Origin of the sequence: Rhodoferax antarcticus ANT.BR (assembly GCF_001938565.1) — a bacterium.
GTDB classification, from domain to species: Bacteria; Pseudomonadota; Gammaproteobacteria; order Burkholderiales; family Burkholderiaceae_C; genus Rhodoferax; species Rhodoferax antarcticus.
The window spans coordinates 210,093-231,973 of sequence record NZ_MSYM01000017.1; the positions used below are offsets into that span (position 1 = coordinate 210,093).

Consider the following 21,881-nt stretch of genomic DNA (forward strand, 5'->3'; position numbering starts at 1 on the left):
GCGCTATCAAAATCAATTCAAATTCGCGGTAGCCAATTTGCCACCAAACCACAGGAACAAAGCCCCTACCCCGCCGGATAAACCGGCCGAGAGACGTTTGCGCCGCGCAAAACCCTGCGCCAGACGGGCACCCGCCAGAATCAGCGCCGACAGATACAGCGCGCTGAAAAACATCAAAATCACGCTGAGGATCAAAAACGGCAGTTCAGGGTGCGCGTAGCCGGGCTCAATGAACTGCACAAAGAACGACAGCAAAAACAAAATCGCTTTCGGGTTGAGCAGACTGATCACCAGCGCACGCTGGAAGGGGCGCCGCATCGAGGCGCGGTCCTGGCTGGCTTCCTCCGACGAACGCGGTGCCACTTGCACCTCGGCAGAGGCTGATGTGCGCCATGCCTTCCAGGCGGCGCGCAGCAGTTGCAGACCAATCCAGCCCAGGTAAGCAGCGCCTACCACCTTGACCAACATAAACATCGCCGGGTAGGTGCGCAACATGCCCGCCGCCCCCAATGCCGTGAGCATCAGCAGCACGCAGTCACCCACAAACACACCAAACGCCCCCTGAAAACCAGCCTTGACGCCGCGCGCGGTGGCCACCGACAGCACATACATGGAATTTGGCCCGGGCAGCAAAATGATGCCGAACGCGCCAATCACGTAGGTCCAGATGTCGGTAACACCGTAAAAACTCACGCGCGCGCTTCCATCGAGGTGATAAACCGGTCAAACAGATAACCAATGTCATGCGGACCAGGCGAAGCTTCCGGGTGGCCCTGGAAGCAAAATGCGGGCTTGTCGGTGCGCGCCAGGCCTTGCAGGGTGCCGTCAAACAGGCTCACATGGGTGGCACGCAGATTGGCGGGCAGCGTGGTTTCATCCACTGCAAAACCATGGTTCTGGCTGGTGATGCTGACGCGACCCGTATCAAGGTCTTTGACCGGATGGTTGGCACCGTGGTGGCCAAACTTCATCTTGAAGGTTTTGGCACCGGACGCCAACGCCATGATCTGGTGACCCAAGCAGATGCCAAAGGTGGGGATACCAGACTCCAGGAGTTCTGCCACAGCCGAAATCGCGTAGTCACAAGGCTGCGGATCGCCGGGGCCGTTGCTAAGGAAAATGCCGTCAGGCTGGTATTTGAGAACCTCAGCGGCAGAGGTTTGTGCCGGCACCACCGTCACCCGGCAGCCGCGCTGGGCCAGCATACGCAAGATGTTTTTCTTGATGCCAAAGTCATAGGCCACCACCGAGAAACGCGGCTGGACCAAGTCGCCATAACCGGGGCCACCGTCAAGTGCCGGATTGAACAGTTCCCATTCGGTCTCTGTCCAGACGTAAGGCGTGGTGCAGGACACCACTTTGGCCAGATCAGTGCCCGCCATGCTGGGCGATGCTTTGGCCAATGCCACCGCCTTCTCAATCACGGAAGGTGTGACCTTCTCGCCATCTGCCAGAGCCAAAATGCAGCCGTTCTGGTTGCCTTGGGTGCGCAGCTGGCGGGTCAACTGGCGGGTGTCGATGTTGGCAATGGCCACCGTGCCTTCGGCCACCAGGTACTCGCTGAGCGTCTGGGTGGCGCGAAAGTTGGAGGCCAGCAACGGCAAATCTTTGATGACCAGCCCCGCCGCCTGAATCTTGACAGATTCAACGTCTTGCGGGTTGACACCGTAGTTACCGATGTGCGGGTACGTGAGGGTGACAATTTGCTGGCAGTAGCTGGGGTCGGTCAGGATTTCCTGGTAGCCGGTCATGGCGGTGTTGAAGACCACCTCTCCCACCGTGGCGCCAACAGCACCAATGGAATGACCGATGTAGACCGTGCCGTCTGCGAGCGCCAAAATGGCGGGTGGGGTGTTTCCCTTGAGAGACAAAAGCACTGGGTTCTCCGAAATAGTTGCGGGTACGCCCATGCACACTCAGGAGTGGCCTCCTGGCTTGCTTTTTGTGTGGGGATGGGGCTTGTGCGCAGAGCGTACGCGGATGCAAAAAAGCTCTAAATTATAGCCGACACACCTCGTTTTGAGACGACTTTTGAACCGCCTAGTCCGCATTCACTTAGGGTTTACCCGAGGTTTATCGTGGCGCTGGCGTGCAGGCAAATGGCCGCGGCGGTGGCCACATTCAAAGACTCTTCACCACCCGGCTGGGCGATGCGCACATGGTACGCTGCACGCGCCTGCAGCGCCGCACAAACACCCTGCCCTTCATGCCCCAGCGCCCAGACACAGGGCATGGGTAGCTCTCTTTTTTGAAGCATCTGGTGCAAAAAACTGCCTTGGTGTGAGCTGGTTACAAGCAGCGGCAAAGAGAGTGGTTCCAGCACCGCCAGGTCTGCGCCCTCCAGTAGTTGCAGGCCCCAGTGCGCGCCCATGCCAGCGCGCAAAACTTTCGGGCTCCAAAGCGCCGCCGTGCCTTTGAGGGCAATCACCTGTTTGAAACCAAACGCCGAGGCGCTGCGCAAAATGGCGCCTACATTGCCAGCGTCCTGCACCCGGTCCAGGATCACGCTGGCAACGTCTGCCTGCACCGGGGTGTTGGGCGGCAGATCAAACACAAACCCCATACGTGCGGGTGATTCCAGGGTACTGATGGTGTCAAACAGCATATCTGAAAGTACTATGTTTTTTGTAGCTAGTTGCGCATATTCTGTATGGGCTAGAGGCTTGGACTTGGGGTTCTGCCAAAAAGACTCTGAAAAAATACCCAGTGCTGGATGCACACCACGCAGCACCGCAGCGCGTACCAGATGGTCGCCCTCGGTCCAGAAGCGACCTTGCTTGCGGTAGTCAGTGCTGCCGTGGGCCAGGCGTTTGAGCTCCTTGAGCAAGGGGTTGTCGCGCGAGGTAATGAGCAGCGGGGTTGTCATGCGGCGCTCACAGCAAGGCAAGTGGGGGCGGGTTTTTAACACACGCAACGGTCGTCGAACCAGACACAACCTGCAGGTCGGCAGCGCCAAGAGCAGATGCCAGTGCGGCGCGCACTGGCGCAAAGGTCTTGCGGTGCAAGGGGCTAGCCCCTGCAGACTGCAAAGCCGCCAGATGCTGCGCTGTGCCATAGCCCTTGTGCTGTGCAAAACCGTAGGCCGGGTAAGCGGTCGCCACCTCATCACACCAGCGGTCGCGCGACACCTTGGCCAAGATGGACGCGGCTGAAATTGCCGCAATCAGCGCGTCGCCCTTGACGATGGCCTGCGCGCGCATGGGCAGCACCGGCAGACGGTTGCCGTCGACCAGCACCAGCTTGGGTGCCAGGCGCAACCCTTCCACGGCGCGGCGCATGGCCAGCAGCGTGGCTTGCAGAATGTTGAGCTGGTCAATCTCCTCCACGCTCGCCTGGGCCACCGCAAAACACAGGGCTTTGGCACGAATTTCGTCAAACAGGCGCTCACGTTTAAGAGCGGAGAGTTGTTTGGAATCCGCCAAACCCGCAATCGGGTGCAGGTCGTCCAGAATCACCGCTGCGGCCATCACCGGCCCGGCCAGCGGACCACGACCCGCCTCGTCCACCCCAGCAACCAAGCCATTGACACCCCATTGCAGGGCTACCTGCTGCATGCTGGCTTGCCTGGCGCGCCGCGCTTTCACGGATTTGCCCAGCGCACGCGGCTTAAGCTTGGAGGACGGTAGCGATGGCATGGGCGGCAAGGGTCGGGGTGTCGCGCTGCAACTCGGCGTGCAGCGCGGTAAAACGTTGTTCAAGCCGCTGTATTTTCGCAGGGTCTTGGGCAGATGCATCCAGCCAGGCCAACACTTCTTTAGCCAGCGCCTGCGGTGTGGCGGCATCCTGCAACAGTTCGGGTACCACAAAGTCGCGGCACAAGATGTTGGGCAGGCCCACCCAGGGCTGCAGCTTCTTGCGCCGCATGATTTGCCACGACATGGCGCTCATGCGGTAGGCAATCACCATCGGCCGCTTGAACAGCGCCGCCTCCAACGTGGCGGTGCCGCTGGCGATGAGCGTGACATCGCACGCGCCCAGCACGGTGTGCGACTGCCCTTGCACCACGCGCAAGGCAGCGCCCACGCCACTGGCAGCGGCTGCCGCCTCAATGCGCGGGCGTAGCGCCGGTATGGCAGGAACTATGAATTGAATAGCTGGTCGCGCTTGTCCTATAAGGGCTGCGGCCTGAAATAACACATCAACCAGATGCCTCACTTCAGACTCACGACTGCCGGGCAGGATCGCCACCACCGGGTCATCTGGCCGCAATCCCAGCTTGGCACGCGCCTGCGCCCGGTCTGGCTGCATCGGAATCACATTGGCCAGCGGATGCCCCACATAGGTGGCGGCAATGCCATGCTGCGCGAGCAGCTCAGGCTCAAACGGAAAGATGCACAACACATGGTCAACGCTGCGCTTGATTTTCTCCAGCCGCTCGGGCCGCCAAGCCCAGACGGATGGGCAAACAAAATGAACAGTCTTGATGCCCTGCGCTTTGAGAGCCGCTTCCAGATCAAGATTGAAATCCGGTGCATCCACGCCAATGAACACGTCGGGCTTGTACGCCAGCAAGCGGTTTTTCAGCTGGGTGCGTATGCCAACGATCTCACGGTAACGGCGCAGCACCTCCCAGCCAAAACCGTGCACCGACAACTTGTCGTGCGGCCACCAGGCCTGAAAGCCGCGCTTGGCCATTTGCGGGCCGCCAATGCCCACACTGTGCAGCTCGGGCCAACGGGTACGCATGCCGTCAAGCAGCAAACCCGCCAGCAGATCGCCAGAGGTTTCACCTGCGACCAGTGCCGCGTTGAGCACTTTCTCAGCTTTCAACATGCGTCTAGCGAGGTAGGGACTCTGGGCGGCTGACGATTTCTGGTACCCCAGTATGAGCAAGCCGCCCAGAGTCCCTGCCTTGCAGGTTCAGAGCGCAAACGCCTGGATCGGCAAAACACGCCAACAACCTCACCGAACAATGCCACGCTGCGGCGATGTCTGCTGCAGGAATGAGAGCATCATCTGCACGTCTGGTATGGACTCAGGGTGGTTTTCGCTTAAACCGGCAATGCGCTCCATAGCCACCTGTAACGTCAGGTCATCCCGGTACAGCGCCTTGTGCATGGCCTTCACGGCCGCGATTCGCTCCGGCGAAAACCCCCGGCGGCGCAGACCCTCAAAATTCATCGAGCGTGCCGCAGCGGGCTGCCCTTGGCACATGACAAACGGTGGCAAGTCGGCAAAAAGCAGCGTACACATGGCGGTCATGCTGTGCGCACCAATGCGCACAAACTGGTGCACCACGGTAAAGCCGCCAAAAATGGCCCAATCGCCCACATGCACGTGGCCTGCAAGCTGGGTGTTGTTGGCAAAAATCGTGTTGTTGCCGACCTGGCAGTCATGCGCCAGATGCACATAAGCCATCAACCAGTTGTCGTCACCGACACGGGTCACGCCCACATCACCGGGCGAGCCGATGTTGAAGGTACAAAACTCGCGGATGGTGTTGCGGTTGCCAATGACCAGCTCACACGGCTCGCCGGCGTATTTTTTATCTTGCGGAATCGCCCCGAGTGAGGCGAACTGGAAGATGCGGTTGTCGCAGCCGATGGTGGTGTGGCCTTCAATGACCACATGCGGGCCCACGGTGGTTGCGGCACCAACCTTGACGTTTGGCCCAATAACGCTATAGGGCCCGACACTGACTGAGCTGTCTAACTCGGCCTGCGGGTCAACGATGGCGGTGGCGTGGATGGCAGTCACGGTGCTGCCCTCAGGTGATTTTGCGCATGGCGCAGGTCAGTTCGGCCTCGACGGCAATGTTGCCATCGACATCCGCACGCGCCTTGAATTTGAAAATGCCTGCTTTCATACGCAGCAGCTCCACATGCAAGATGAGCTGGTCGCCCGGCTCCACCGGCTGCTTGAAGCGCGCGTTGTCGATACCAGCAAAGTAATACACCATGTCATCGGTGGGCGAGGTATCCAGCGCATCAAACGCCAGCAACGCCGCCGCTTGCGCCAGTGCCTCCAACATCAATACGCCGGGCATGACCGGGCGGTTCGGGAAGTGGCCGCCAAAAAACGGCTCGTTGATGGTGACATTTTTCAGCGCGCGGATGGATTTGCCCTTGTCAATTTCCAGCACCCGGTCCACCAGCAAAAACGGGTAACGGTGTGGCAGCTGCTTGAGAATTTGGTGGATGTCCATGGATCTGACCTTTTTTTTAATTTGAAGAAGGGTTGACGGTAAGCAGCTTGACCTGAGCCTCAAGCGCGCGGATACGCTCGCGCAGGCTGGCCAGCCGCTTGACGGAGGCAGCATTTTTTTCCCATGCCGCGTTTTCATCAATCGGGAACAGACCGGTGTAATGCCCGGGCTTGAGGATGGAGCGTGTGGCGACCGATGCGGCCGAGATATTGACACCGTCGGCCAGCGTCAAATGCCCAAGCACCACCGCGCCACCGCCCACCGTGCAATGCGCGCCAATGTGGGCACTGCCTGCCACACCAGCGCAGCCCGCCATCGCGGTGTGGGCGCCGACAAACACGTTGTGTCCAATCTGGATCAGGTTGTCGAGCTTGACGCCATCTTCAATGACCGTGTCAGCAAGTGCTCCCCGGTCAATGCAGGTATTGGCACCAATTTCGACATCATTGCCGATGCGCACGCTGCCTAGCTGCTCAATCTTCACCCAGGTGCCGTTGTCAGGCGCAAAGCCGAAGCCATCGGCGCCAATCACCACGCCGGGGTGTAGCAGGCAGCGTTCGCCTACGCTGCAGTTTTCACTGACCGTGACGCGGGATTTAAGGACCGTATCGGCGCCAATGCTGGACCCCGCCTCCACCACGCACAGCGCACCAATCCGGGCGCTGGGATGCACGCTGGCCAGAGGGTCAATCACCGCAGACGGGTGGATCAGCGTGGTGTCACTATCGCCAAGATGCTGCTTCCAGAGCTGGGTTGCCCGGGCAAAGTAAAGATACGGGTTGTCAGCAACAATGCAGTCACCACGCGCATTTGCCGCCGCCTGCATTTGCGGGCTAACGATGACACAGCCCGCCTGCGAGCTGGCCAGCTGTTGCTGGTATTTCGGGTGGCTAAGAAAGCTTAAGTTGTGTGGCTGTGCGCTTTCCAGAGAAGCCAGGCCTTCAATCAGCCGCTCAGGATCACCAAAAAGCTCACCTCCCAGCGCTGCAACGAAGGAGCCGACGCGCAACACCACCCGCTACCAAGCTCTCGGTGAATTATTTACCAGCAGGCACGTTCAGTGCCTTGATGACCTTGTCGGTCATGTCGTGCTTGGGGTTCACATACACGGCATCCTGAAAAATGATGTCGTAGTTTTCTGCCACGGCAATGTCCTTGATGGCCTTGTTGGCGCGTAGGATGACTTGCTGCAGTTCTTCGTTCTTGCGGGCGTTCAGGTCTTCCTGAAACTCGCGGCGCTTGCGCTGAAACTCGCGGTCTTGGTCCAGCAACTGCTTCTGGCGGGTGACGCGTTGGGCCTCGGGCAAGGTCGGCGCCTCACGCTCAAACTTGTCGGCCGCAGACTTGATGCCCGCACCCATGTCGGTCAGGTCTTTTTCACGCTTGGAAAATTCCTGCTCCAGTTTGGTCTGGGCCGCCTTGGCAGCGGCGGCTTCCTTGAGCACACGGTCGGTGCTAACAAAACCGATCTTGACTTCCTGGGCCTGGACCGACATCCAGCAGAAACCGGCTACCAACACGATAGCCAAACGACGTAGATAGTGATTCATTAGAAACTCGTTCCGATTTGAAATTGCATGGTTTGAATTTTATCGCCGTCATACTTCTTGATCGGCTTGGCAATCGCCAGGCGCAGCGGCCCCACTGGGGAGATCCAGCTGATGCCCACACCCGTCGACACTCTCAGCGCCGAGGCGTTGGTGTTGATGGCCAGCCCGGCATCGCTACCGCCCACCATGCCCAGGTCGACAAAGCCGTACATGCGCAGAGAACGGTCGTTACCGGCGCCAGGGAACGGGGCCAAGACCTCCATGTTGACGTTGAGCTTGCGGTCGCCACCAACCACTGTGCCACTCACGTCCTTCGGACCCAGGCTGCCCTGCTCAAAGCCGCGAACTGAACCCAGACCACCGCCGTAAAAGTTTTTAAACACGGGGTAGGACCGGCTACCCACGGACTTGCCCCAGCCGGCTTCAGCATTGAAAGCGGCGGTGTATTGCTTGGTCAAAGGAATGTATTGTTGGAACTGGTACGTGGCCCGCAGATAGCGCGCATCGCCAGCAAACGACCATTCGGCGTTGGCACGCTGGTAGCGGCCGCTGGTGGGCGCCAATGCACTGTCGCGGTTGTCACGTGCCCAGCCTGCGGTCAATGGAAACGCGATACTGGTCTTGCCGTATTCTTTCACGTAGTCTTTGTACGATTGCGGCAACAAAGTACCTTCTTCAATGGTCGTTTGCTCAACACCAGCACCAAAAAACACGGTGTCAATCTCAGTAAATGGCACGCCAAAGCGTAAGGAGCCACCAGATGTGATCAGCTTGTAGTAGTCCTGATCCTGATACGGGCTGCTGGTCTTGTGGTAGACGTCAATCGTTCTGGAGACGCCATCTTCCGTGAAATACGGGTCGGTGGTACTGAGCACCACCACGCGATTGATCTTGCTGGTATTGATCTGGATGCCCAGAGAGTTACCGGAGCCGAAGGCATTTTCCTGCCTCAACCCAAACGACAGGCCCAGACCGTCGCCGCTGGAGAAACCGGCACCCAGACTTAGGCTACCCGTGGGCTTTTCCGTGACATTCAGCGTCAAGTCAACCTGATCGGGAGCGCCAGCAACTTCCTGTGTTTCCACGGCTACATCGCCAAAGTAACCCAGCCGGTCAACACGGTCGCGCGATCGGCGGATCTTGTCGCCGTCATACCATGACGACTCCAGTTGGCGGAACTCCCGGCGCACCACCACGTCGCGGGTGCGGGTGTTGCCCGCCACATTGATCTTGCGTACATACGCCCGGCGCGAAGGGTTGGCCTGCAGGGTAAGCGCCACCAAATTGTTCACGCGATCAATCTCCGGCACCGCTTCGACGCGGGCAAAAGCGTAGCCAAAGTTACCAAAATAGTCGGTGAATGCTTTGCTGGTCTTGGCGACTTCGTCGGCGTTGTAAGCCTGACCTGGCCGAATCGACACGAGGGACTTGAATTCGTCGTCCTTACCCAAATAATTGCCAGCCAGTTTCACGCCGCTGACGACGAATCGCTCGCCCTCAGTGATGTTGATGGTGATACCGATGTCGGTCTTGTTGGGGTCGATGGCCACCTGGGTGGAGTCCACCTTGAACTCCAAATAACCGCGGGTCAGGTAATAGGAGCGCAGCGTTTCAATGTCGGCATTGAGCTTAGCGCGCGAGTAACGGTTGGACTTGGTGTACCAGCTCATCCAGCCACCGGTGTCCAGATCAAACAGGCCGCGCAGGGTCGACTCACTGAACACTTTGTTGCCCACCAGACGAATCTCGCTGATCTTGGCGGGAGCGCCTTCGGTGACGGTGAAGGTCAGGTTGACACGGTTGCGCTCGATCGGCGTGACGGTGGTGACAACTTGGGCCGCGTACAGGCTGCGGTTGATGTACTGGCGCTTGAGCTCCTGCTCGGCACGGTCCAACTGCGCCTTATCAAACGGCCGACCATCTGCCAGCCCGACATCGCGCAGGGACTTCACCAACACGTCCTTGTCAAATTCCTTGGTGCCTACAAATTCAACGCTGCCAACGGTGGGCCGTTCTTCGACCACCACTACCAGCACATCGCCATTGACCTCAATGCGCACGTCCTTGAACAAGCCTAATGCAAACAACGAGCGGATCGCCGCCGAGCCTTTGTCGTCGTTGTAGGTGTCGCCAACCTGCACTGGCATGGAGACAAACACGGTGCCCGGCTCCACACGCTGCAGCCCCTCAATGCGGATGTCACGCACCGTGAAAGGATCCACAGCCCAGGCAACGGGCGCAGCTAAAACCAGAGTGGCAACCGCTGATGCGGCGTTCAGGCGAAATCGATTGAATTGCATGGTGAAAATGAAGAATTTAAGCTTGTGCGAGTTGGCACAATAAGAGTTAGCCGAGCAAGCGTGCGATATCGTTAAAAAAAGCAATGGACATTAAGGCGACCAAAAACGCAATGCCGCCTTGTTGCAGACGTGCCATCCAGCGGTCAGATACCGGTTTTCCGGTCACACCCTCCCAAAGATAATACATCAGGTGTCCTCCGTCCAGAACCGGCAGCGGCAACAGGTTGAGTACACCCAGACTCACGCTGATCAGCGACTAAAAAAACCATGTATTGCACCACGCCCAGGCCAGCAGACTTGCCCGCATAGTCGGCAATGGTGAGCGGGCCGCTGATGTTTTTCAACGACGCCTCGCCCACCAGCATCTTGCCCATCATGGTTAGGGTCAGGGCGGAAATATCCCAGGTTTGTGTCACGCCACGCTGCAGGCCATCCAGCGGGCCGTAGCGCACGGTCACCATGGCGGGTCTGGAGCCGACATAAGCCCCAATTCGGCCCACGCTGTTACTGCCATCAGTCACCACCTTGGGCGTCAGCGCAACCTCAAGCGATTGACCGGCACGCAGCACCTGCCAGCGCTGGGGCTGGACTTGTCCGCTGGCACCAGAGGCACGGATAAAGCGGCGCAGTTCCTGCCCATCGAGCATGGGCAAGCCGTCTATCGACTGCACCTCGTCACCCTCCTGCAATCCGGCCTGCGCTGCGGCACCGTCAGCCTGAAGTCCGCCGATGATGGGTTGGGTCAGAGGGCCAGTGATGCCAATGCGGTTGAACATATCAACATCGACCTGGCTGGTCTCCAGCGTCGACAAAGCCAACACCACCTCGCGTTGCGCCTCACCAGCTTTGGCTACCAGCACCAAACGAACATCCTCGCCGTTGATAGCCCCCTGTGTTAAGGCCCAGCGCAGTTCTTCAAAAGAGGCAACCTCTGACAAATCACCTTCGACAGCACCCACTTGCAGCACACGCTCGCCACCCAGGATACCCGCCGTGCCCGCCAGAGAGGTTGCTGCGGGTGGACTCAGAATAGCCTCAGGTTGCTCGACACCAATCCAGTTCACACAGGCGTACAGCACAACTGCAAGCAGCAGATTTGCCGCCGGCCCGGCCACCACAATCGCAGCACGCCGACTTAAGGGCTGGGTGTTAAAGGCCATGTGTCGCTGCTCTGGCGCAACCGGGGCTTCACGCTCATCGAGCATCTTGACAAAGCCGCCAAGGGGAAACAGTGCCAGAACAAATTCTGTTGAAGTAGGGTTGGCCTGCCAGCGCAACAGTGGCTTGCCAAACCCGATGGAAAAGCGCAAAACCTTGACCCCACACGCCACCGCCATCCGGTAATGCCCGTACTCATGAATGGCGATCAGCAGCGCAATGGCCACCAAAAAGGCAGGCAGGGTCAGCATGGCAAGTAGGTCTGCAACACTCAGCGGCCCAGGCGCTGCGCCACGCTCTCAGCAGCGCGGCGCGACAGCGCATCGAGTGCCAACAAGTCTTCCAGAGAGCCAGGTGGCTCGGGCGTCACGGCGTTCAAGGTCTCCATGTTGACCGTGTGAATCTGGTCAAAGCGGATGCGGCCGTCCAGAAACGCTGCCACTGCGACTTCGTTGGCCGCATTCAACACGGCGGTGCTGCCGGGCGCGCCAGCCAACACCGACCAGGCCAGTTTCAAGCCTGGAAAGCGTTCCCCATGACCGTTGGAATGGATGGATTCAAAGGTCATATCTGCCATGCAGCTGAAATCCAGCGCGGTGGCACCTGAGACCACACGATCGGGCCAGGCCAAACCGTACGCGATTGGAACCTTCATGTCAGGTGTACCCAATTGAGCAATAACGGAGTTATCACGGTACTGCACCATGGAGTGGATGACACTTTGTGGGTGGATCACCACATCAATCTGTGCCGATTGCACACCAAACAGATAACGCGCCTCAATGACTTCCAGCGCCTTGTTCATCATGGTGGCGGAGTCCACCGAGATCTTGCGGCCCATCACCCAGTTCGGGTGGGCACAGGCCTGAGCCGGGGTGATCGAGGCAAATTCAGCAGGGTCATGGCGGCGAAACGGTCCACCTGAGGCGGTCAGGATGATTTTGTCGATCTGCGCGGCCCAGGTCGACGCGTCATCGGGCAGGGACTGAAACACCGCCGAGTGCTCACTGTCGATCGGCAACAGCTTGGCCCCACCTTGCTTTACCGCTTGCAGAAAATAATCGCCACCCACCACCAGCGCCTCTTTGTTGGCCAGCAGCAAACGCTTGCCAGCGCGCGCCGCTGCCAAGCAGGAAGCCAGCCCAGCCGCGCCCACAATGGCCGCCATGACGGTATCGACTTGCGGATGCTCTGCTATTTCTTCAATAGCTTTCGGCGCATACAGAACGCGGGTTAGAAGGCCATTTTGCTTACATTTTTCTTCAAGCTCCCAGCCATGCTCAGGGCTCGCCATCACCGCAAAAGTGGGCTTGAACTGCAGGCACTGAGCCAGCATCTTGTCAACCTGGGTGGCTGCGCTGAGTGCAAAGACTTCATAACGATCCGGGTGCAAGGCGATCACTTCCAGTGTGCTCACGCCGATGGATCCGGTAGAGCCCAAAACCGCTACCCGTTGCTTTTTCAGTCCAGTGTGTTCCGTCATGAGGGTTCTCAAAAAGATATCAACATCATCGCCAGTGGCAAAGTGGGCAGCAACGCGTCGACCCGGTCCAGCACACCACCGTGGCCGGGCAATAAGGCGCTGCTGTCTTTGACTCCGGCGCTGCGTTTCACCAGGGATTCCACCAGATCACCCACCACGCTCATCGCGGCCATAAAAACCACCCCGATCAGCATGAAACTCAAGCCTTTGCTCGCCAGAAGTGTGTAAAAACTGGGGACCCCAGCACCGCTGGCCCCGTCTGCAAAGCGCCAAACCATGGCCATCAGGACAACGCCCAGCATGCCACCCCAGACGCCCTCCCAGCTTTTGCCGGGGCTGATGGAGGCAGCAAGTTTGCTGCGGGTAAAACGCCCGCCGAATGCCCGACCAGAAAAGTAGGCTCCAATGTCGGCCATCCAAACCAACGCCAGCACCGACAGCAAAAAATTCACCCCCAGCAAGCGCGCCTGCGCCACCGCCAGCCAAGTCAGACACAGCGCAACCAGGCCCAACCCCAGTCTCAGTGGCCGCGGAACTTTGGCCCAGGCGGGAACACCTGCTCTGAGAATCCAAATACCCGCCAACACCCAAACCGAGCCCGCCACCCACCAGACCCGTGGCAAGGCCATCTCCAGAACGCCAGCCCACCAGGCCCAAGCGCAAAATACGGCGCACACCGCACCTGAGGCTAAAGCTAGCTTGGAGTTCACGCCGTTCACACGCGCCCACTCCCAGCCAGCCGCAGTAATAAACACGCCGGCGACAAAGAAAAAAGGGCCAGGTCGCGTGTAAAAAAGCGCTGGTAGCAGCACCAGCAACAACGCCAGCGCGGTCAACACACGTTGTTTGAGCATGGCTGCGCTAGGTGCCGTCGGCCAAGTTTGGCTCACCGTCAAGCTGATCAGAGGTCATGCCAAAGCGTCGCTCCCGCTGAGCAAAAGAGTCGATCGCCAGATCAAGCGCCGCCTCATCAAAATCTGGCCAAAGTACGTCGGTGAAAAAAAACTCGGAGTAGGCAGCTTGCCACAGCAAAAAGTTGCTCAGCCGGTGTTCCCCACCGGTACGAATAACCAGGTCGGGGTCAGGTACGTGGGCCAAAGACATGGCGCGGTTCAGGTGAGTCTCGATGATGGGCAAGCCCTGATCGAGCACCTTTTGGGCTGCCTGAGCAATGTCCCAGCGCCCGCCGTAATTGAAACAGGCGTTGAGCGTGAGTCGAGTGTTGTGTGCGGTGGCCGATTCCCCCTCCTCCATACTGCGCAGAACACGCGGCGACAAACTGCGACGATCACCCACAAAACGCAGTTGAACACCATCCGCTTGAAGCTGTTTCACCTCACGGGTCAGGGCCATGGCAAACAAATCCATCAAACCAGAGACTTCCTCGGTAGGACGCTTCCAGTTTTCAGAAGAGAAGGCAAACACGGTCAGCACCCGGATGCCCCGGGCATCGCAAGCCTTGGCACAGCGCTTGAGAGACTCGACGCCCTGGCGATGGCCAGCGATCCGAGGCAGAAAACGCTTGTTCGCCCAGCGCCCATTGCCGTCCATCACGATAGCAATGTGGTGGGGAACATGATCGTAGGCCATGGTCGATCAAACCGCCATGATGTCTTGCTCTTTACCAGCCACCATCTGATCGATGACCACAATGTGTTTGTCGGTGACTTTTTGAATATCGGTCTCACAACGTTTTTGCTCGTCTTCAGAAGCCAGTTTGTCTTTGACCAGTTTTTTGACCGCCTCATTCGCATCGCGACGCAGGTTGCGTACAGCGATCTTGGCTGATTCACCTTCCACGCGCACGAGTTTGGTGAGTTCCTTGCGACGCTCTTCCGACATGGCCGGCATGGGGACGCGAATTAAATCACCCATAGAGGAAGGATTCAGGCCCAAGTCACTGTCGCGAATGGCCTTTTCAATTTTGGCACCCAGGCCTTTTTCCCAAGGCTGCACGCTCACCGTGCGGGAATCGATCAAAGACACATTGGCCACTTGGCTGATAGGCACCAAAGCGCCGTAATAATCGACATGCACCGTGTCGAGAATCGCCGGATTAGCACGGCCAGTACGGATTTTGGTCAGGTTATGTTGGAACGCGGCGATAGACTGGTCCATCTTCGCCTCAGCGGTCTGCTTGACATCTGCAATTGGCATCTTCTACTCCTCACTCCACAGTCATGAATTCAGCGAAAAAACTGTTGCTCGCTCACGCAAACACCAGCGTACCTTCATCTTCACCCATAACCACCCGCTTGAGCGCACCATGTTTGAAAATGGAGAAAACCTTGATGGGCAACTTTTGATCGCGGCACAACGCAAAGGCTGTCGCATCCATGATGCCCAGGTTTTGCGAAATCGCATTGTCAAAAGAAATCGTGCTGTAACGTGTTGCGGTGGGGTCTTTTTTGGGGTCGGCTGTGTAGACGCCATCCACCTTGGTGGCCTTGAGCACGATTTCTGCGCCAATTTCTGCACCACGCAAAGCGGCAGCGGTGTCCGTCGTGAAAAACGGGTTGCCGGTACCCGCAGCAAAAATCACCACTTTGCCCTCTTCCAGATACTGCAAGGCTTTTGGGCGCACATAGGGCTCTACAACCTGCTCGATCCCAATGGCTGACATCACGCGGGCCGTCAATCCCGCCTTGTTCATGGTGTCACCCAAAGCCAGAGAGTTCATGACCGTGGCCAGCATGCCCATGTAGTCGGCAGTCGCCCGGTCCATACCCACCGATCCACCCGCAACGCCCCGGAAAATATTGCCACCACCAATCACCACTGCCACCTCAACACCTAAGCGGGTCACTTCAACAATTTCGTTGACCATGCGCACAATGGTGTCACGGTTGATGCCGAATTGATCGTCGCCCATGAGCGCTTCGCCTGACAGCTTGAGCAGGATTCGCTTATAGGCGGGCTTGGCGGTGGTCATAAAGGTCTCCGGGAAATGATGAAATCGGAGCAATAAGCCCCGATAGTACTGAAACGCGTCAACTCAAGCCGCTCGCTGCGAAGCTGCTACCTGGGCAGCTACTTCGGCAGCGAAGTCATCGACCTTCTTTTCAATGCCTTCACCCACCACATACAAGGTGAATGCTTTCACCATGGTGCCCGATGCCTTGAGCATCTGCTCAACCGTTTGCTTGTCATTTTTGACAAACGGCTGGTTGAATAAAGACACTTCCTTCAAGTACTTCTGCACACCACCCTCGATGCGCTTAGCGACAATTTCAGCCGACTGCACGGGTTTACCCGCTGCTGTTGCCACCGCGGCATCTTCAGCCGCCTTGGCAGCTGCCACCGAACGCTCACGCGCCACCAAGTCAGCGGGCACATCGTCGCTGGACAGGGCCACTGGCTTCATGGCAGCTACATGCATCGCCACGTCCTTGGCAGCAACTTCATCGCCATCGAACTCAATGACCACACCAATGCGGGTGCCGTGCAGATAAGAGGCGAGCTTGCTGCCATTGGCAAAACGCTTGAAGCGCCGGAAACTCATGTTCTCACCGATCTTGCCAATCAGACCCTTGCGCACATCTTCCAGAGTCGGGCCAAAACCTTCTTGAGCGTAAGCACAAGCACCCAGGGCAGCCATGTCAGCCGGGTTATTTTTGGCAATCAGCGACGCGGCGGCGTTAGCCAGCGCGAGAAAGCTGTCATTCTTGGTCACAAAGTCAGTTTCGCAGTTGACTTCAAGCAGGGCACCCACACCCTCTTCGACGGCGTAAGTCACCACACCCTCAGCGGTCACTCGGCTGGAGGCCTTGCCAGCCTTGCTGCCGAGACGAACGCGCAAAATCTCTTCGGCGTTGGCCATATCGCCTTCGGCTTCGGTCAGCGCGCGTTTGCACTCCATCATGGGCGCATCAGTTTTGCCACGCAGTTCAGCCACCATGCTTGCGGTAATTGCAGCCATTTTTAGTCTCCGAAAATCAGTTCAGTTAATGAAAAAAAATTAAAAAAAAGGGGCACCAAAGCCCCCTTTTTCAGGGTCGTGGGAATCTCAGGCAGCCGCCTCGTCCACTTCCACAAATTCGTCAGCGCTCTCGGCAGACACTGCTTTAACCACGTCATCCATCGCGTTGGAGCGGCCTTCAATGATGGCATCAGCAATAGCACGAGCGTACAACACGACTGCTTTTGAAGAGTCATCATTGCCCGGAATCACATAGTCGATACCTTCGGGCGAGTGATTCGTGTCAACCACTGCTACCAACGGAATACCAAGTTTTTTCGCCTCAGCGATGGCAATCTTGTGGTAACCCACGTCAATCACAAAAATGGCGTCGGGCAATGCTGCCATGTCCTGAATGCCACCGATGCTTTTTCGAGCTTTTCCAACTCGCGGGAAAACATCAGCTGCTCCTTTTTGCTCATTGCATCCAGACCCGCTTCTTGCTGGATCTTCATGTCTTTGAGGCGCTTGATCGATGTCTTGACCGTCTTGAAGTTGGTCAACATGCCGCCCAGCCAACGCTGATCAACATAGGGCACGCCAGCGCGTTGCGCTTCGACAGCCACGGTTTCACGCGCTTGACGCTTGGTACCCACCATCAGAACGGTGCCGCGTTTGGCTGTAATCTGGCGCACAAATTTAGCGGCCTCCTGGAGCATCGGGAGGGATTTTTCCAGGTTGATGATGTGAATTTTGTTGCGATGGCCAAAAATGAAGGGGGCCATCTTGGGATTCCAGAAGCGGGTTTGGTGTCCAAAATGGACGCCGGCTTCCAGCATTTCGCGCATAGTTACTGCCATGTGTACAACTCCAAAGGTTAAATCTAAAATCCAGCTCGTTTTGTCTACCGTTGCACGTTTGAGCGCAGAATAAAACAACACCTTGATGAAACTGGTTTGCTATTTGCTTTGCATCACATCACCGAGCGGTACGTACTGCAAAGCCGCACAAGTATAGCATCGACCGTGTTTGAATCGGGTTTTGGCGACCTAGCTGACTCGCCCCCACTGCCTGCCAAATGCCATAGACTTATGCTTTGACAGCAGTATCGATTGAATGCAGCCACACGACGCCCTGCGCGAGCACGACAACATGCCGACCCTGCCATCGGATCTTTCCCAAAAACTCGCCAATGCGGTGGACAAAATGCCCGCGTTTCCCAAAAGCGTTGAGAAAATTCTGGAACTCACCCGAGATGTGAACTGCACCCCTAAAGACATTGTTCAGGTGATCGACAAAGATCCGGTGGTGACCGTCAAAATCCTTAAGGTGGTGAATTCAGCGTATTACAGCCTGCCCCGTCAAATCACCTCTGTGAATCACGCGGTGGTTTACCTGGGTTTTAACACCATCAAAAATTTGGCGTTGAGTATTGCTGCCATCGGCATCATGCCCAAACGTAACGCCGCTGGATTCGATGTGGATCAGTACCTGCTGCACTCGCTGTCTACTGCTGGCATCGCCAGAAAGCTGGCGATGCAGTTGGGCGACACGGACCCGATGGACTGCTTCATTGCCGGCTTGCTCCACGATTTTGGCAAAGTCGTCTTTGCCCAGTTTTTGCCTCAGGAGTTTCGTCAGGCCTTGGTCCTGTGCCAGTCCGATGGCTCATCTCTGCATGAGGCACTGCGAAAAATTGCAGGCGTGGACCATGCTGTGGTGGGTGGCATGCTGGTAGAAAAGTGGCGTTTTGCCCCTGATTTGATCAGTACGATTTCGCATCAGTACAACACTGACCAGCTCGACACCGGCCTGTTTGCCTGCGTTTTCACCGCTAACCAGATCAGTAAGCAACTCGGTTTTGGTTTCGGCGGCAACCCATACATTCACCCGTTGCCTGACAAGGTGATGCAACGCATGGGTGGTACGCTTGAGGACATCATCGCCGCGTCAGACACGTGGAATGCCGCGTTTGAGGACGCAAAATCATTTGCCAAGATATGACACACACACCATGAAAGTGAAATTTTGGGGCGTTAGGGGGTCGATTGCTTCGCCAGGCCCGTCCACCGTGCGCTACGGTGGCAACACCACCTGCATTGAGGTGCGCACCGACAATAACGAGCTCATCATCATTGATGCTGGCACAGGCATATTCCCCTTGTCGCAATCCTTGCTATGCGAGTTACCGTTGACCGCTAACGTACTGATCTCCCATTCGCACTGGGATCACATTCAAGGGCTGCCGTTTTTCATCCCCAATTTCATTCCCGGCAACACCCTGCGTTTGCATGGTGCGTTTGACCCGGTATCGGGCAAAGGTGTGGAGCAAGTGATGTCGGTGCAACTGCAATACAGCTACTTTCCGGTGCGAGAGGCCGAGATGAAGGCACGCATTGAATACATCACCTTGACGCCCAACGAGAGCTTCCAGATCGGCTCAGCCACTATCACGCCATACATGATGAACCATCCGGTGATTGATTTTGGCTACCGCATCGAAGCCAACGGCAAGTCGGTCTTTTTCACTGGTGACCATGAGCCACCGCCCAACATCTACGAACCGCACGACGATGAATACGCCGAATACCAGTCGTTTGTCGATGCGAAAACCGCTGACATCTTGCGGGCCATGGCTAACGTAGACGTGTTGATTGCCGACAGCTCGTACACCAGCGCCGAATACCCCGCCAAGAAAGGCTGGGGCCACGGCACATTCGACACCAGTATTCAATACGCCAAAGAGGCCGGTGCCAAGATGCTGTTTTGCACCCACCATGAGCCCACCCGCAGCGACGATGCGCTGGAAAAAGTGTTCGAGCAAGTGCTACATGAGCACCCACGCCAGCCTGGTGACCCGCAATATCGGCTGGCTCGCGAAGGCGAAAGCTACGAGTTTTGACGCTCGGCTAGCCTCAGCTACCCAGCTTAAGCTTAGTCATGAACAAGACCATCCCAGGTACACGCCATCCGCTGCACGGGGTTGATCAAACCCGGCGTATCGAGCAGACCGCTGCGCAGGCACTTCCCGCCCACACCCTAATGCAACGCGCCGGTCTTGCCGTGGCGCGTCTGGCACTGGCCATTGCGCCGCACGCGCAGCGCATCTGGATTGCCTGTGGCCCCGGCAACAACGGCGGCGATGGCCTAGAGGCCGCCATTCATCTGCAGCGCTGGGGCAAACAAGTGGTGGTGACCTGGCTGGGTCAAACTGAATCAGCCCCCGCCGACACGGTTGCAGCCCGTTTGCGGCTGCAGGATGCTGGAATATTGGTCGAATCTATGCCCAGCGGCGACTTCGATCTGTGCATTGACGCGCTGCTGGGCATTGGCAGCCAACTGCGCGAGCCGCAGGGCCTCATGGCCGATTGGATCCGGCAGATCAACGCCAGCGGCGCGCCAATCTTGTCAGTGGACTTGCCCACCGGGCTGCATGCTGACACTGGCCAGGCCACTGCTGTGCACGTGCAGGCCAGTCATACCCTAAACCTGCTGACACTCAAGCCCGGACTTTTCACCGCCCAGGGGCGCGACGCGGCGGGTACCGTCTGGTGCGACACATTGGGGCTTGAGCTCAACGTGCTGACGGCGCTTGCGCCCACTGCTTATCTGAATGCCCAGCCGATCAAGACGCGCCGGCCACATGCCTCCCACAAAGGCAGTTATGGCGACGTGGCGGTGATTGGTGGCGCACACGGCATGACGGGTGCTGCTCTGCTGGCAGCTGGTGCCGCGCTGTACGCCGGTACAGGCCGGGTTTTTGTGGGTTTGCTCAATGACCAATCCGTGACAGTTGATGTGCGCCACCCAGAGCTGATGTTCCGACCAATCCAATCGCTGGACTTCTCCGCCATGACGGTCGTTTGTGGCTGCGGCGGTGGGCAGGCGGTGCAGCCCGTTTTGTGTGACGTTTTGTCCTCACCAGCCCCCGTTGTGCTTGATGCAGATGCTTTAAATGTCATAGCAACCGACAATGTTTTACAGACCGAATTGCTCGCCCGATGCGCCCGCCAGGCCGTGACGGTACTAACGCCGCACCCTCTCGAGGCTGCGCGCTTACTCGGCCAGACCGCGCAACAGGTGCAAAGCGATCGCCTGACCGCCGCCCAAACTCTGGCGCAGCGTTTTGCCTGTACCGTGGTGCTAAAGGGCTCAGGCAGCATCATTGCCAGCCCGGATCACCTACCGGTGATCAACCCCACCGGCAATGGCCGCCTGGCCAGCGCTGGCACCGGCGATGTGCTGGCGGGCATGGTGGGTGCGGAACTGGCAGCAGGCAAGACCGGGTTCGAAGCAGCTTGCCGGGCGGTTTATCGGCATGGTGCGTTGGCAGACACCTGGCCGCCGGGGGCGCCGCTAACCGCGCAACTGCTGGTCCTTGGCGGCTGTGACACCGCTTGCCGCTGACGTCAGCGCGCAGCACAAAACGCCAGAAGCGCTGCTTGCGCTCAGTTAGAAACTATTATTAATGTAGCTACTAGCGCTTTATCTATAAGGGCTAGAGGCCTATTTCTTATATAAACTAGCCACGCCCGGCAAACGGCATCTGGGTCGCCATTACGGTGTGGAACATCACATTGGCACTCAGCGGCAGATTGGCCATGTACAGCACGGACTGCCCAACGATGGCCACGTCCATCACCGCCTCCACGGCAATCTGCCCGCTGGCTTGCAAGATGCCTGCTTGCATCTTCTGCGTCATCTCGGTAGCGGCGTTGCCAATATCGATCTGCCCCACGGCAATGTTGTACTTGCGGCCATCGAGCGAGGCAGATTTGGTCAGGCCAGTCACCGCATGCTTGGTCGAGGTATAAGGCGCCGAGTTGGGCCGCGGTGTGGTGGCTGAAATCGAGCCATTGTTGATGATGCGCCCGCCCCGTGGCGTCTGTGCCTTCATCGCCCGAAATGCCTGGCGCAGGCACAAAAACATGCCAGTCAGGTTCACATTCACCACGTCTTGCCACTGGCCGAGCGTCAGGTCTTCCAGCAACACGCCTGGCGCGCTGGTGCCTGCATTGTTGAAAAGCAAGTCAACCCGGCCGAAAGCGCGCACCGCCGCATCGAACAGCGCTATTACCGACGCTTCATCTGATACATCGGTCACCACGACCAAGGCTCGCTCAGCCGCGCCGCTCAACGCAGCCACTTCTAGTAGCGCCTGCTCGCGCCGCCCGGCCAAGACCACCTGGTAGCCCGCTTGCAGCAAGGTAAGCGCTGCCGCTTTGCCAATACCAGAACCCGCGCCGGTGACGATGGCCACAATGGATCTTTGGTTCATATGAACTTTCATTGAAGGATAAGCCAACCCAAAAGATGAAAAGCAGCGTCAATGCGTTCGCAATGATGG

At 57.9% G+C, this 21,881-nt stretch carries 20 protein-coding genes and 2 pseudogenes; 3 read left to right on the plus strand and 19 right to left on the minus strand.

All coding sequences use genetic code 11. The features are described from left to right. Nucleotides 1–12: 12 nt before the first annotated feature. From leuE to rpsB, 18 genes and pseudogenes are all read right to left on the minus strand, one after another. Complete coding sequence (gene leuE / locus BLL52_RS15905) at nucleotides 13–693, minus strand: leucine efflux protein LeuE (RefSeq protein ID WP_075587630.1); 681 nt, start codon at nucleotides 691–693, stop codon at nucleotides 13–15. Next, a complete protein-coding gene (carA, locus tag BLL52_RS15910) occupies nucleotides 690–1,877 on the minus strand; it encodes a glutamine-hydrolyzing carbamoyl-phosphate synthase small subunit (RefSeq protein WP_075587631.1) in 1,188 nt (395 codons plus the stop codon). The genes leuE and carA overlap by 4 nt, the downstream gene beginning before the upstream one ends. A 185-nt stretch (nucleotides 1,878–2,062) precedes the next feature. Continuing rightward, entirely contained in the window at nucleotides 2,063–2,866 is an 804-nt protein-coding gene (locus BLL52_RS15915; protein ID WP_075587632.1) for a TrmH family RNA methyltransferase, read from the minus strand. A gap of 7 nt (nucleotides 2,867–2,873) precedes the next feature. Next, nucleotides 2,874–3,554, minus strand: a complete 681-nt coding sequence (gene rnhB / locus BLL52_RS15920; protein WP_139313435.1) for a ribonuclease HII — start codon at nucleotides 3,552–3,554, stop codon at nucleotides 2,874–2,876. Nucleotides 3,555–3,606: 52 nt separating this feature from the next. Then, nucleotides 3,607–4,773, minus strand: coding sequence for a lipid-A-disaccharide synthase (lpxB, locus tag BLL52_RS15925; protein ID WP_173861782.1), 1,167 nt, complete (start codon nucleotides 4,771–4,773; stop codon nucleotides 3,607–3,609). A 129-nt stretch (nucleotides 4,774–4,902) separates the two neighbouring features. After that, the gene (gene lpxA / locus BLL52_RS15930) at nucleotides 4,903–5,697 is read right to left on the minus strand and encodes an acyl-ACP--UDP-N-acetylglucosamine O-acyltransferase (RefSeq protein WP_075587633.1); all 795 of its coding nucleotides are present in this window, start codon (nucleotides 5,695–5,697) and stop codon (nucleotides 4,903–4,905) included. 10 nt (nucleotides 5,698–5,707) lie between these two features. Next, nucleotides 5,708–6,145: a 3-hydroxyacyl-ACP dehydratase FabZ gene (gene fabZ / locus BLL52_RS15935; protein WP_075587634.1), complete on the minus strand. Its 438-nt coding sequence runs from the start codon at nucleotides 6,143–6,145 to the stop codon at nucleotides 5,708–5,710. A 16-nt stretch (nucleotides 6,146–6,161) separates the two neighbouring features. Further along, nucleotides 6,162–7,160, minus strand: a complete 999-nt coding sequence (lpxD, locus tag BLL52_RS15940) for a UDP-3-O-(3-hydroxymyristoyl)glucosamine N-acyltransferase (RefSeq protein ID WP_075587635.1) — start codon at nucleotides 7,158–7,160, stop codon at nucleotides 6,162–6,164. A 22-nt stretch (nucleotides 7,161–7,182) separates the two neighbouring features. After that, nucleotides 7,183–7,695, minus strand: a complete 513-nt coding sequence (locus BLL52_RS15945) for an OmpH/Skp family outer membrane protein (RefSeq protein WP_075587636.1) — start codon at nucleotides 7,693–7,695, stop codon at nucleotides 7,183–7,185. Next, a complete protein-coding gene (bamA, locus tag BLL52_RS15950; RefSeq protein WP_075587637.1) occupies nucleotides 7,695–9,995 on the minus strand; it encodes an outer membrane protein assembly factor BamA in 2,301 nt (766 codons plus the stop codon). The genes BLL52_RS15945 and bamA overlap by 1 nt, the downstream gene beginning before the upstream one ends. 46 nt (nucleotides 9,996–10,041) lie before the next feature. Next, nucleotides 10,042–11,404 (minus strand): annotated as a pseudogene (gene rseP, locus BLL52_RS15955) (RIP metalloprotease RseP). A gap of 20 nt (nucleotides 11,405–11,424) precedes the next feature. Continuing rightward, nucleotides 11,425–12,636, minus strand: coding sequence for a 1-deoxy-D-xylulose-5-phosphate reductoisomerase (gene dxr / locus BLL52_RS15960; protein WP_075587638.1), 1,212 nt, complete (start codon nucleotides 12,634–12,636; stop codon nucleotides 11,425–11,427). A gap of 8 nt (nucleotides 12,637–12,644) precedes the next feature. Then, nucleotides 12,645–13,490: a phosphatidate cytidylyltransferase gene (locus tag BLL52_RS15965; RefSeq protein ID WP_075587639.1), complete on the minus strand. Its 846-nt coding sequence runs from the start codon at nucleotides 13,488–13,490 to the stop codon at nucleotides 12,645–12,647. Nucleotides 13,491–13,497: 7 nt separating this feature from the next. Then, nucleotides 13,498–14,226, minus strand: coding sequence for a polyprenyl diphosphate synthase (gene uppS, locus BLL52_RS15970; RefSeq protein ID WP_075587640.1), 729 nt, complete (start codon nucleotides 14,224–14,226; stop codon nucleotides 13,498–13,500). Between the two features lie 6 nt (nucleotides 14,227–14,232). Further along, a complete protein-coding gene (gene frr, locus BLL52_RS15975; RefSeq protein WP_075587641.1) occupies nucleotides 14,233–14,793 on the minus strand; it encodes a ribosome recycling factor in 561 nt (186 codons plus the stop codon). 52 nt (nucleotides 14,794–14,845) lie between these two features. Further along, the gene (gene pyrH, locus BLL52_RS15980; protein ID WP_075587642.1) at nucleotides 14,846–15,568 is read right to left on the minus strand and encodes a UMP kinase; all 723 of its coding nucleotides are present in this window, start codon (nucleotides 15,566–15,568) and stop codon (nucleotides 14,846–14,848) included. A gap of 63 nt (nucleotides 15,569–15,631) precedes the next feature. Next, the gene (tsf, locus tag BLL52_RS15985; protein ID WP_075587643.1) at nucleotides 15,632–16,555 is read right to left on the minus strand and encodes a translation elongation factor Ts; all 924 of its coding nucleotides are present in this window, start codon (nucleotides 16,553–16,555) and stop codon (nucleotides 15,632–15,634) included. A gap of 228 nt (nucleotides 16,556–16,783) precedes the next feature. After that, nucleotides 16,784–17,394: pseudogene (gene rpsB, locus BLL52_RS15990) on the minus strand (30S ribosomal protein S2); the annotation flags it as partial. A 256-nt stretch (nucleotides 17,395–17,650) separates the two neighbouring features. Between rpsB and BLL52_RS15995 the strand changes: the two are divergent. Genes BLL52_RS15995 through BLL52_RS16005 form a run of 3 tightly spaced genes read left to right on the plus strand, consistent with a single transcriptional unit; the run spans nucleotide 17,651 to nucleotide 20,941 of the window. Further along, complete coding sequence (locus BLL52_RS15995) at nucleotides 17,651–18,538, plus strand: HDOD domain-containing protein (protein ID WP_241839216.1); 888 nt, start codon at nucleotides 17,651–17,653, stop codon at nucleotides 18,536–18,538. 10 nt (nucleotides 18,539–18,548) lie between these two features. Beyond that, the gene (locus tag BLL52_RS16000) at nucleotides 18,549–19,436 is read left to right on the plus strand and encodes an MBL fold metallo-hydrolase (RefSeq protein WP_075587644.1); all 888 of its coding nucleotides are present in this window, start codon (nucleotides 18,549–18,551) and stop codon (nucleotides 19,434–19,436) included. A gap of 38 nt (nucleotides 19,437–19,474) precedes the next feature. Further along, entirely contained in the window at nucleotides 19,475–20,941 is a 1,467-nt protein-coding gene (locus BLL52_RS16005; RefSeq protein ID WP_075587645.1) for a bifunctional ADP-dependent NAD(P)H-hydrate dehydratase/NAD(P)H-hydrate epimerase, read from the plus strand. A gap of 115 nt (nucleotides 20,942–21,056) precedes the next feature. On the opposite strand, the gene BLL52_RS16010 is transcribed toward BLL52_RS16005, so the two are convergent. Beyond that, the gene (locus BLL52_RS16010; protein ID WP_139313427.1) at nucleotides 21,057–21,812 is read right to left on the minus strand and encodes an SDR family oxidoreductase; all 756 of its coding nucleotides are present in this window, start codon (nucleotides 21,810–21,812) and stop codon (nucleotides 21,057–21,059) included. Nucleotides 21,813–21,881 lie beyond the last annotated feature (69 nt).